The 12,172-nt window shown below is 43.4% G+C and carries 12 protein-coding genes; 2 read left to right on the top strand and 10 right to left on the bottom strand.

The window, feature by feature from the left end; all coding sequences use genetic code 11:
• Window positions 1–51: 51 nt before the first annotated feature.
• Together HQM15_07265 and HQM15_07260 are read right to left on the bottom strand one after the other, a co-directional pair.
• Window positions 52–975: an ROK family protein gene (locus HQM15_07265; protein ID MBF0492562.1), complete on the bottom strand. Its 924-nt coding sequence runs from the start codon at window positions 973–975 to the stop codon at window positions 52–54.
• Window positions 976–1,632: a YIP1 family protein gene (locus HQM15_07260; protein ID MBF0492561.1), complete on the bottom strand. Its 657-nt coding sequence runs from the start codon at window positions 1,630–1,632 to the stop codon at window positions 976–978.
• 5 nt (window positions 1,633–1,637) lie between these two features.
• Between HQM15_07260 and HQM15_07255 the strand changes: the two genes are divergently transcribed.
• A complete protein-coding gene (locus tag HQM15_07255) occupies window positions 1,638–2,399 on the top strand; it encodes a 16S rRNA (uracil(1498)-N(3))-methyltransferase (protein ID MBF0492560.1) in 762 nt (253 codons plus the stop codon).
• Here the strand turns inward: HQM15_07255 and HQM15_07250 are convergent, their stop codons facing one another.
• The 6 genes from HQM15_07250 to HQM15_07225 form a co-directional block, all read right to left on the bottom strand.
• Window positions 2,400–4,061, bottom strand: a complete 1,662-nt coding sequence (locus HQM15_07250; GenBank protein MBF0492559.1) for a diguanylate cyclase — start codon at window positions 4,059–4,061, stop codon at window positions 2,400–2,402. It abuts the gene before it with no gap.
• Window positions 4,046–4,435, bottom strand: coding sequence for a response regulator (locus tag HQM15_07245; GenBank protein ID MBF0492558.1), 390 nt, complete (start codon window positions 4,433–4,435; stop codon window positions 4,046–4,048). The genes HQM15_07250 and HQM15_07245 overlap by 16 nt, the downstream gene beginning before the upstream one ends.
• Window positions 4,436–4,711: 276 nt before the next feature.
• A complete protein-coding gene (locus HQM15_07240; protein MBF0492557.1) occupies window positions 4,712–6,565 on the bottom strand; it encodes a PAS domain-containing sensor histidine kinase in 1,854 nt (617 codons plus the stop codon).
• A 9-nt stretch (window positions 6,566–6,574) separates the two neighbouring features.
• The gene (locus HQM15_07235) at window positions 6,575–7,918 is read right to left on the bottom strand and encodes a sigma-54-dependent Fis family transcriptional regulator (protein ID MBF0492556.1); all 1,344 of its coding nucleotides are present in this window, start codon (window positions 7,916–7,918) and stop codon (window positions 6,575–6,577) included.
• A gap of 58 nt (window positions 7,919–7,976) precedes the next feature.
• Window positions 7,977–8,504, bottom strand: coding sequence for a peptidylprolyl isomerase (locus tag HQM15_07230; protein ID MBF0492555.1), 528 nt, complete (start codon window positions 8,502–8,504; stop codon window positions 7,977–7,979).
• 123 nt (window positions 8,505–8,627) lie between these two features.
• A complete protein-coding gene (locus HQM15_07225; GenBank protein MBF0492554.1) occupies window positions 8,628–9,569 on the bottom strand; it encodes a histone deacetylase in 942 nt (313 codons plus the stop codon).
• Window positions 9,570–9,632: 63 nt separating this feature from the next.
• Here HQM15_07225 and HQM15_07220 point away from each other — a divergent pair, with 63 nt between their 5' ends.
• On the top strand, window positions 9,633–10,415 hold the full coding sequence (locus tag HQM15_07220) for an enoyl-CoA hydratase/isomerase family protein (GenBank protein ID MBF0492553.1): 783 nt from the start codon (window positions 9,633–9,635) through the stop codon (window positions 10,413–10,415).
• Between the two features lie 210 nt (window positions 10,416–10,625).
• Here HQM15_07220 and HQM15_07215 read toward each other — a convergent pair whose 3' ends face one another.
• Window positions 10,626–11,348, bottom strand: a complete 723-nt coding sequence (locus HQM15_07215) for a methyltransferase (protein MBF0492552.1) — start codon at window positions 11,346–11,348, stop codon at window positions 10,626–10,628.
• A complete protein-coding gene (locus HQM15_07210) occupies window positions 11,349–12,113 on the bottom strand; it encodes a NifU family protein (protein MBF0492551.1) in 765 nt (254 codons plus the stop codon).
• Between the last annotated feature and the right edge of the window lie 59 nt (window positions 12,114–12,172).

The following is a 12,172-nucleotide window of genomic DNA, read 5'->3' as shown; positions in this document are numbered from 1 at the left end:
TTTAACGATCCTCCCGAACAGTTAACACTCCCAGTCCCCTCGCTGAAAGTCTCATTGATTTACAAAAAACACCGCATAAGCACAACCCAAAATTCCTGCTTTATTTTTAAGCTGCGATGGATAAACCCTCATCTTTTTAAAACTCGTCTGATAAAGATGTTGCTGCATTCCCTGTTTCATTGCCTTTTCAAAAACCGCAAAAGCCTCTGAGATGCCTCCTCCGAGGATAATATTTTCAATGCCCAAAACATTCATTAAAGAGGCAAGACCTAGCCCCAAAGAATTTCCAAATTGCTTCCAGACTTCAAGCGCAGCCTTATCCTTTTTCATCGCCCTTAAATAAAGTTCTTGAGGACCTGGGAAAGGAGCTTTTGAAACCCTTCTCCATGCCTCCTGTAGGCCGACGAGGGAGGCATAACGCTCCAAACAGCCCTGGCCGCCACAGGGACAGCTTCGACCATTTCTATCAATCACCAAATGCCCTAATTCCCCCGCAAAGCCGGAATCTCCCTGCCAGATTCTTTTATTGAGAACAATGCCACCGCCAATGCCGGTCCCCAAAGTGAGGAAGATAAAATTCCTGAGCGCTTTTCCTTTTCCCAGCCAGGCCTCGCCCAGAGCGGCCCTGTTCGCATCGTTATCCATATCAATGGGGAAAGGAATTTTTTTCTGAAGAGCAGCTCGTATTTTAAAATTTTTCCATTGAGAGAAATGCGGCGATTGATAGACGATGCCTTTTTGAGCATTCACAATTCCAGGAACCCCCAAGCCCAGGCCTAGAATCTGAAGTTTTTTTTCAGCACAGAAATTTCTTAAGGCCTCGATGATTTCAAAAAGATGTTTGAGAAACTTCGTGTTGGTATCTTTCGGACCAGAGCTAAAGGACTGTTCAAAAAGAATGCAACCTTTGAGATCCACACAGGCGGCCTTTATAAAGCTCCCTCCAATATCCAAAGCTAAGGCAACAGATTTCATTTACACTCCATGAGAGGCTTTGCTCACTGCAAATATAATAAAAAACACAAGCAGGATAATTCCAAAAAAGAACAAGAGGCTAAACAGACACATGAAGATAATTGGAAATAATATGGCCGCCAAGGCTTGTCCTGAACTGGCTGACTGCAATTTTCTAAACCCATTATACAGAATCACCAGCTGCCAAATTAGAGTCACGAAACTGCCCACGAAAGGGATTATCTGCAAAACCTGAGGCCCTTGCGAATAGCACAAGGCCCTGAAAGTAGCGACAAAGCCATTGGGGCTGGCGCCCAAGGCCCACAAACAGAGGTGATAAATTGCTGCATTCAAAATGAGCTGGATAAAACAAAATAGGGGAGCAGCCACCAGCGAAGCCAAGGCCATGAAGAAATAAAAACCTACACTCAAACCCAGTTCAGAAGAGGGAAGCTGAAAAAAACTTCCTAGCATCGAAAAAAAACTTTGAAAAATAAACTGGTAGGCCAAGGCAAAAAAAGTACCCAGACACATGCAGATCAGGGCGTAGAATAAAGGCTGGTCATAGCTACCCTGAGGAGTTATAGAATCATAAAAACGAGCGGGCTCCAGCATGCTTTGCTTTACGGTTTCTGTAAAAGCTTTCACGAAACCTGTTTGTTGGCGATTTTCCCACATAATTTATGCCTCAATTTTTAGTGGATTCAAAAAATATTGTTCAAGACAAGCTCCACTTGTCTGTCTCCGAATCGCATCATCTTTTGCGTGTATTACGCAAGTCAGTAGGCGATGAAATCACCATCTCGGATGGGGAATGCAAGCAATATTATTGTGTCCTACAAGAGGCAGACTTGGAGTTCCCCAAGGCCATCCTGAAAATCCTGAAAGTTCATCAAGCAATGAGCCCAAAACCCAGGATACACCTGGTCTGTGCCGTTCTCAAAAATCAACGCATGGATTGGCTGATTGAAAAGGCCACGGAGTTGGGGGTGGATGAAATCACTCCCCTGCTTTCTCAGCATGGCGTGGTGGAATTAAAATCGGAAAAAGACAAAACAAAAAAACAGGAACGTTTTATCGCCTTATCCCAAGCGGCTTTAAAGCAATCTCAAAATTTACATTTACCTCAAATAAATGAAGTTTTGAGTTTTCAGGAATATCTGAAAAAAATTGAAGCCGATAATCCTAAAATCCTCCAAGCCCTACTTCACCCCTATAACAGCTTGGCTTTATCGGAGTTAGAAACCGATTTTTCAAAGGATCAAGCCGAAGAATGCTTGCTGCTCATTGGTCCAGAAGGGGGCTTCAGTGAAGTTGAAGTAAAAATGGCTCACTCAAAAGGCTTTAAAAGTTATTCGCTGGGAAAAAATATTTTGAGGGGGGAGACGGCTGGGATTTATGCTTTATCGCTTCTCTCTTTTTGGAGGACTAAAAGGTCTTCGTAATTACAACTCTTCCTGAATAACCACTTTACTCTGTCCAAGTTTCTTTGCCTTTTTTAGCCCTTGATCAGCAAGCTCCATGAGGGCTTCAACATTATGATGGGGCAGCAGAGAAGAAAGTCCGCAGCTAAAAGATGCAGTAAACTCCGTTCTATTCATCCGGAATAAAATCGATTGGAAACCTTGCGCAATTTCCTCAAATATTTTCAGCAATTTTTCTGCTTCTGTTTCTGGAAGCAGGACGCAAAATTCATCGCCTCCCACTCGCCCCACAATATCACTTCTTCTAAGTTTTTTTTCTAATAAATAGGCCAACTCCGTAATCACTTCATCGCCTACCGCATGACCATGGGCCTCATTGATTAAGCTCAAATGATCGATGTCTATTTTTGCGAGTGTAAGTTTTATGTTATGGCGTCTCGCTCTTATTATTTCCTGTTCTGCTCTCTCCAGAAAGACCTTGAAATTAAGCAGGCCCGTCAGGGCATCGGTGCTAAACAATTGGCCTAATCGAGCGAACCTTTGAAGTCTGCGTTTAAGCACCAAAAGCAGCTCAGTAGAATCAATATTTTTTTGCAGGATATCTTCGCCTGCCTGACGAAGAAACTCTATCCGTTTTGGGGAGTCCTTTTCAGAAGAAAGGAAAACAATGGGAATTCTTTCGAAAGATGGCACTTGCCTGATCACTGCGGCCAACTCTTCGCCTTGCATCTTGGGCAGGCACAGATTGATAAGAATCAAATCGGGAGAGTGTTCAGAAATTTTATCCATGACACAAGTGGGATCTGGCACCTGAAATATTTTAATAGCTTCCTGCTCAAAAAGAATATTGCATTTTCGGACAAGCAGTTCATCCTCGGGCACGACAAGAACTTTCCAAAAAGATTTTATTTGTTCCTTATAGAGCATCTGATCGATGACATCGATAACTCCCCAAAGGGGTGTGGTCTTGCATAAAAAGCAGTTTGCTCCAGCCCGAACGGCCTCCAGCCTGCTTTCGAAACTGCTGTCTGAAGAATGAAAAATGAGCGGACAAGAAAACTCCTGGGAGAGCCTGATTTGCTTTAGGACCTCAGCCCCCGCGAATCGTTTGCCATGAAAGGACATATCCATCAAAATAAGATCCGGCCTTGTTTTGACGAGAACTTCTTCCAGTGGCTCAAGTGCTGTAAGCACAGTACATAAAAAGCCCGCGGCCTCTAATTGCAAGGCAAGATGTTCTGCATAGATAGAATCGTCTTCTACGATAAGAATTTTTTTCTGTGGCTCCAGATGCCTTTTTCCTGGTGAAATTTGATGTTCTAACATCAGCTCGATACTTCCACTTTTGGAGTACAGTGTTTGGCTCTTCAAATCATCCACCAGGCCACTTAAAATATTTATTTTATTTTCATCCAACAATTCTTTGTGTTCAGAAAAATCTGAAATAAGAATCTGTAAACGGTTGGCTATCTGACTCACTTTAGGCAAACCAAAGGTTGTGGCTGATCCGGCAAGCTTGTGGGTAGTATTATAAAACAAGGCCCAGTCCTGATTTGAAGACAAGTGCTGGCTGATTTTTTCCAGGCATTGATCAAGGATTTCCAGTTTTTCCGGAAGTTTGGAGAAATAAGTTTCGTGAAGCAATTTTATTTTTTTTTGGTATTCGGCTAAATGGATTTCCATATATTTTCTACTTCCCCCGCAAGGGTCATGGGGTCAAAGGGTTTTGAAATCACACCCACAGCTCCCATCTTTTTATAAGCTTCTATTTCCTCAGGCTGAACTTTTGCGGTCATGAAAATTACAGGAATTTGCTGCGTAGAGGGAATAAGACCCAAGGCCTTCAGCGCCGATGGCCCATCCATGCCAGGCATCATCACATCCATAATAATCAGGTCGGGATTTTGCTCTGCAGCCTCTTTAAGAGCCGCTGGCCCACTTGAACAACTAATCACTTCATAAGGTCCAACTCTGAGCGCCATTTCACCCAGAATCCGGATGTCATCGTCGTCTTCTACGTAAAGGATTTTTTCTAACTCAACAGTATTCATACGCATAATACACACGAACTCCAATTAGTGGAAAACCCCCTGGGTCTTTCGGCCCAGGGGTGGGAGGGTAAGGAAAGGAGGCTATTTAATAACAACCCGTCTACTCAGATCTATCTTGAAACTCTACTAATACATGACAGCAAAATAGCGGCCATTTTAGCTTTCCTGTGCCCTGCCAGGCAAGCATCTGAAATCGCTGGCAATAGTCTCGTTGCCCTCTTTTTTTGGTTTGAACCACAAATCTACAAATACATTTTATGTAGGATTTTGTAGGAGGCTGTTCTAGGCCTGATTGTCATCCTTCGAACATTCCAGGCCAGGCAAATCAAAATAAAATGTGGCGCCTGCACCCGGAATGGATTCAAAACCTATTTTTCCTCCGTGCTTTTCAACAATTTTCTTGCAAATATTCAGACCCAATCCCGTGCCACCTTTCTGTTTTGTACTAGAGGAATCGGCTTGGGCAAATTTCCCAAAAATTTTGGTTTTAAAATTTTCCGGGATTCCTTTGCCTTTATCCATAACCGAAACCCGTATATTTGAACCGTGTCGGGATACTGAAATCAACACGATATCGCCCTTCGATGAAAACTTGACCGCGTTTGAGATAAGATTTGTCAGCACCTGAGTCATACGATCGACATCGATAGAGGCAAAGGCAGATTCACTGGTCTCGTTTATTTTAAGCAACACAGCGTATTGGGAGGCATAATCTTCATTGGCCTTCACAGAATTTTTTATCACTTCATTGAGGTCACATATTTTCAAATGAAAATCTATTTTCCCCGATTCAATTTTTTCAATATCGAGAATGTCATTAATCATTCGCACCAGGCGCTCACAATTGCTGAGAGCAATTTGAACAAGCGGCTTGGCTTTGTCGGGCATATCTCCAACTGCTCCACCAGAAATAAGGCCCAAGGATCCCCGAATAGAAGTGAGCGGCGTGCGAAGTTCATGACTCACAGTGGCGATAAACTCATTTTTCATCTGTTCAACTTTTTTACGGTCGGTGATATCAAACACAGTCCCACTCATTAAAACGGCTTCATTTTTTTCGTTTCTTTTCACTTCACCTTGCAGCAGAACATGGCGCAGCTCCCCATTGGGCCTCACAATGCTGCTTTCAATATGACAGGGGAGATTGTCCTCCAAAGCACTTCGAAATGCAGAAAGCACCTTTTGCCTTTTATCGACAGGAATGGCATTCATAAAAGTTTCGTGGTGGGCTTGTATGGTTTTGGGTTCGTAGCCAAAAATTCTAAATTGTTCATCCGACCAGATTTCGGTATTATTTTTGATATCCCATTGCCAGGAACCCAGATGCGCCATTCGCTGGGCATCATTGGCCGTTTGCTCCAAAGCCTTTTGCTGACTGATATCGGTACAGCCACCAATATACCCTAAAAATTCCCCTTTCTGATTAAAGCGGGGGATTCCTGTGTCGATCAGCCAACGATAGACTCCCTCTTTATTTTTTAATCGATATTCTATCGAAAATGGTTTTTTTTCATCAAAACTGGCGGAATAAGTTTTAAAATAAAACTTCAAATCCTCAGGATGCAACCCTGTAGCCCAAGCATCGCCAATTTCCTGTTCAAGGCTGCGCCCGGTAAAATTCAGCCAGGTTTTATTAAAGTAAAAATGTTTTTTATCGGGACCCGCCATCCAGATTAAAACGGGGACCGAATCGGCTAAAAGACGGAACCTTTCTTCACTTTCTTTCAGAATAAGCTCGTTATTTTTTCTTTCAGTAATATCGATGATGGAGGCCAAAATGAAGGAGCCTTCATTCATTTGCAGGGGATTTAATCCAATTTCCACCGGAAATTCTTTGCCATTTTTATGCAGGGCAAAAAGATCCCGACCTACTCCCATGGGACGAGTCAAAGGAGTGATAAAATGATTGTCCACTTGCCCCTGGTGACGAGATCGAAAAGACTGGGGAATAAGGATTTCCAATTTTTGACCCAAAAGTTCCTGACGCTCATAGCCAAATATTTTTTCTGTCTGAGTATTGATCAAAACTATATTTTGGTTTTTATCGACCATCACCATGGCACAAGGTGCGGCTTCAACCACCTTTTGAAATCGCTCTTCTTCAATTGCCGGTATTTTGCTGTCTGTTTCTTTCATTGTGGAAGCCTATTTTTTGTAATCAATTCCATATTTGGCAAGCCTGCGATAAACTGTATCTCTCCCCACCCCCAAAATATTTGCCATGCGCGTAATGCTACCCCCCGATGCCTGAATGGCATCCAAAAGTTTTTGATGTTCCAATTCTTTGAGTGAAGTGAGCGCCGCCCTTGTTTTTTTAACTGTTTCATTTTTTTTGAGGAGGACAATATCTTCTGCATTCAACTCCACTCCCCTTGCAGCATGAAAAGCCCGCTGGAGCACGTTCTCCAATTCTCGGATATTTCCCGGCCAATTGTACTCCTGCATTTTGCGAAGCGCTTCGGCACTGAGAAGAAGAATGGATTTGTTAAATTGATGTGAAAGTTTTTGAAGATATATTTCTGCGAGCGAAAGAATCTCCTCCTTACGTTCTCTCAAGGGGGGGAGGTAGAGAGGATATACATTTAAACGGTAATACAAATCTTCTCGAAAATGCGAAAGCCGAATGGCTTCTTCAAGATTTTTATTGGTGGCAGCTAAAAAGCGAATATTGGCCTTGATCGTCTTGTTACTTCCCAGCTTTTCAAATTCACGACTTTCTAACACCCTCAACAGCTTGGCCTGAAACGACATCGAAATATCACCAATTTCATCCAGAAAAACGCTGCCTCCTTCGGCGAACTCAAGCTTCCCTTCAACCTCTTTGTCGGCACCGGTAAAGGCCCCTTTGTTATGGCCAAATATTTCGCTTTCGATGAGATGCTCGGGAATAGAAGGGCAATTCACATGCACAAAGGGAGCTTTATTTCGGTGACTGTATTCATGAATTTTTTTGGCAAGAAAAGTTTTTCCCGTCCCTGTTTCGCCATAAATCATGAGGGGGACATCCGAGTGAATCACTCCCGCGATTTGCTTCCAGAGATATCCCATCACCTCACTTTTTTGAAAGGGCCCTTCAATATCCTGGAAGCTGCTCCCCGCATCTTTTGCAGCATCCTTGTTTTTTATCTCGAGCAAGTCCTGAATTTTTTCGGCCAACTTTTCAATATCCACAGGTTTCTGAATATAATCGCTGGCTCCCCTCTTAAGAGCCCTCACTACAGTCTGAACTTCGGCAAAAGAACTGGTCACAATTATAGGCAGCAGGGGATTTTTGTTCTTAATATGGCGGATAAGATCAATGCCATCTCCATCGGGTAATTGAATGTCCAGAAGCACCAAATCGAATTCATGGTTTTGAATAAGCTTTAGTGCCTCTTTGCTGTTATAAGCGATGGAGACGGGATAATCTTTTGATTGAAGATACAAGGAAATATAGGAAGACAATTCTTCATCGTCTTCAATGAGTAGAAGATTTTTTTTTACTCTCATGGAATTCTACTTTTCGGTGCCAGGCAAGAAGTCTATTTTTAATTTTTTCTTCATCCCATCACTTCTCCGTCACCGTCACCTTATTGATAACATCCCCCACTTGAATTTTCTTCACCACCTCCATCCCTGAAATTGTTTTTCCAAATACCGTGTACTGATTGTCCAAGGCAGGTGTAGGCGCCAAGGTGATATAAAATTGAGAACCACTGGAACGTCTTTCAGGATTTATTTGATCACCCGTTCGGGCCCAGGCCAAGGCGCCTTCTTCATGCAAAAGGCCATTGGTAGTTTCGCCCTTCACGGTATATCCAGGGCCACCTGTTCCGTTGCCTGCAGGATCTCCGCCTTGAATGACAAAGCCAGGCACCACGCGATGAAAGGTTAAGCCCTCGTAAAAACCAGCCTTTGCCAGGTAGACAAAATTATTGACGGACCAAGGGGCTTTTTCGGCATTTAAAGAAAGGTGGATATCTCCCTTGCTGGTAGCAAGAGTCGCCTCATAATGTTTTGCGGCGTCAATAGTGAGTTCTTTGGGTTCGGTTACGGCGATTTTTTCGGTCACTTTTACTTCTTTGCTAGAAGGCATACAGGCTCCTGTGAATGAAAGAATAAGTAAGAGAGTTAATAAGTTTTTTTTCATATGTAAGTCGCCTCCCCTTTTGCCATAACGCCCCCTAACCCCCTCTTAGCTTAAGAGGGGGAAATGTTTTTACTTTTGCAGCATCACCTCAACCACTTCCTTTACCGATTCGGAAAGACCTTGCAAGTCATATCCACCTTCGAGGGAATAAAGCACAGGAATGTTTCCGCATTTTATTTTCATTTTTGTGATGGATTCCGCCATCGCTCGAAAGCCCTTTGTACTCACTTCCATCCCTCCTAGAGGATCCCGTTGATGGGCATCAAAACCTGCTGAGACAATCAAGAGATCTGGTTTGTAATTCAGGAGGGCTGGCTCAACTTGATTTTGAATATTTTGCAGGTATTCCTTATCCCCACAACCCGCAGGCAGTGGAAGGTTGAGCGTATAACCCTCGCCTGCTCCTTGGCCCTTTTCAGAAGCAGCACCCGTGCCAGGATAAAACGGATATTGATGGAGTGAGAGATAAAACACATCTGCACGATCTTCAAAAACATGCTGAGTGCCATTGCCGTGATGCACATCAAAATCGTAGATGAAAACTTTTTTAAGATTTTTTTTCTTCAACGCATATTCCGCCGCAATCGCCACATTATTAAATAAACAGAAACCCATCGCCCGATGCGCTTCTGCGTGGTGTCCGGGGGGACGCGGAAAACAAAAGGCCTGTTCAATGTTTCCTTCGAGCAATTCATCCAAGGCCGTTAACAATCCCCCCACCGCAGACTCCGCCGCTAAAAAAGATTTTTCTGAGGCATGGGTATCGGCATCCAGATAAGTAGATTCGCGGTATTGAGTGGCCTCGATTTGTTTAAAAAGTTGCGGAGTATGAATGAGTTGGATTTCTTCTGGGGTAGCTCTTCGGGGCTCGAGTTTTTTGGTTTTGCTTTCTAAGCCACTATTTTTCAGCATTGCAGAAATGGCTTTTAAGCGCTGAGGAGACTCGGGATGCAAGGCACCGGTGAGGTGTTCTAAGTAAAGAGGGTCTTGAACAAGGGCAATTTTATTCATGACAGAAAAACCTTTTTATGATTTCCGAGATTCTCACATTAAAACTTATAATAGAGGATGAATATGCCACTGATTCTTTTTAATCAAGATGGGCCTATAGGAAAAATCACCTTAAACAATCCCGAACAACTCAATGCGATCACGCCAGAAATGGGAGACGAACTCAAAGCGCTTATCCCTCAGCTGAATCAGAAGAAAGAACTCCGCGTCGTGCTTGTGACAGGCACTGGCAAAGCTTTTTCTGCCGGTGGAAATCTGCAATTTATTTTGGATCGTACGAAGAGAACCCCGGAGCAAAATAAACAAGACATGATCGAATTTTATTCCAAATTTTTATCGGTGAGAAATTTGGAAGTCCCCAGCATTGCCATGATCAATGGCCCCAGCATTGGCGCTGGCTTTTGTCTGGCCCTCGCTTGCGACATTCGTTATTCCTCGGACCAAGCCAAAATGGGAGTTAATTTTGCAAAGTTAGGTTTATCTTCGGGAATGGGTGGGCTTTATTTCGTCACCAAATTACTAGGCCCCGCCAAGGCCGCCGATCTCTTCTTTAGCGGACGGACATTAGAAGCTTCTGAAGCTTTTCAGATGGGCTTATTGAACAGAATCTGCAGCCCTGAAAATCTGGAAAAAGAAACTCTGGCTTTTGCAAATCTAATCGCCACCAACGCACCTCTTCCTCTCAAGATTATGAAGAAAGGCCTTCAAAAGGCGGTAAATTGGACTTTAGAGGAAGTGTTTGATTACGAGTCTAGTGGACAAGCCCAGTGTTTCCCCACGGAAGATTTGAAAGAAGGTGTAAGAGCGATTCAAGAAAAACGGAGGCCGGGGTTTAAGGGAAATTGATTCAACCACTGTCGACTAGAAGTCAACAGACGCCACTTGGATTAGAAATCCCCTCCACCTTGAGGGGGGAGGGTTAGGGAGGGGGTGACATTTGATTCAATTTGATTCCATCAATATCACCCTCACCCTGCCCTCTCCCCTCGAAGGGAGAGGGGAAACACTGAAGTGATCGCCTGAAAGTGAGCGAAGTCACCTTCCCAAATTGAGGCCTTATTCCCTATCCAACTCCGATGGATCAAACTGCTTTCCCACCCACCCTTCGACTTCTTCTGTGTAAACACCTGCTTCTTTATAAACCACTAAAGCAGGTTGTATCTCAATTTCCCCTTGCACACTCAATTTTAATTCCACCATAAAATGATTAGCTTTTTGATGGACAAAGGGATGTACCATTTGGAGTCTGGAAATTTTTAGCCCCTGCTTCCCGGTTTCTTGAATGAATTCTTCAAGTCGCAGCGTCGGATAAATCAAACAAAATCGGCCTTTGCGGGCCATCAATTGTTTTCCAGTAATAAGCAGATCTTTCAAACTTCCTTTCACCTCGTGCTTGGCAATAATTTTTTGAGTATGACTGGAAAGTCTTCCGCTCCCTGATTTTCGGTAAGGAGGATTGGACAAAATTAAATCAAAACGCTCTGACTTCAGCTGCTTTGCCACTCTTTTCCAATTGTCGCAAATCAGGCGAAAAGAATTTTGCAGCTGAAGCTCTTCAATATTTTGCTGTGCAAATCGTGCAAGCTCTTCCTGTACTTCGACTCCCACTACTTCACTAGCTTTTCCCCAAATTAAGGCCAGGATACCGAGAATTCCCACTCCACAACCGAGGTCACAGACCCTTTCATTTTTTTTGAATTTTGCAAATTTGGAGAGAAGTAATGAATCGATATTGTAGCGGTAACCTTTTGTTGGTTGATGGAGGGTGACTTGAAACATCTAAATTCCCTTACTCAAATCTCTCACATCTTTTATTTCTGAAATCAATTTCATCACATGTTTTTTAATTCCCTCATTCACTGTAGAATGCAGTGCCCCGCAACCTGCACAGGCACCAATCATTTTAATATTTACAACACCTTCGTGGACTGAAAGAATTTTTAAATCTCCCCCATCTTTTTTAAGCCCTGGACGAATATCTCTGTCGATAATTTCTACCACTTTTGCGATGAGCTCTCTATTTTCACCTTCGATTTCTTCTTCGTTTGTGATCTCTGCCTTCGGCGCTTCCAGTTTTCCGCTATATCCAGCCATTCCACCCAAGGCATTAAACACCAGTTGAAAACCTTCGCGGGCCAGTTGTTGAGCCACGCTCACCCCGGTGTTGCCATTGGTGCAAATCGTGAGGATGGGCTGTTTTTTACTGGGAAATTCATGCAGTCGCAACAGCACTTGCTCGGCAGGGATATGCTTGGCATTGGGGATATGACCTGCATTCCAGCCTGTATCGGAGCGAACATCCAGCACCAACAACTCGGGATGCTGTTCTATAAACTCAAGCACATTTTCTTTGGGGATTTCAGAATAGCCCAATCCCGAAAGGATGGCCTCCGGACTCACCGGATAACCACTGACCATGGCCGCAACTTGTTGACGCAGAGATCTTAAATTTTGCTCGTAACTTTCTTGGATGTTTTTAATTTTTTTTTGGAGTGAAGCAATTTGTGTTTCTAATTGTTCAATTTGTTTTTTTGAGCTGAACATGAGATTTCCCCCTCTTAAGCTAAGAGGGGGTCAGGGGGCGTTATGGCAATTTTATGCAA

The organism is Deltaproteobacteria bacterium (assembly GCA_015233135.1).
GTDB lineage: Bacteria > UBA10199 > UBA10199 > JADFYH01 > JADFYH01 > JADFYH01.
The sequence above is the reverse complement of the archived record's forward strand: the minus strand, read 5'-3'. Positions and strand labels throughout refer to the sequence as shown.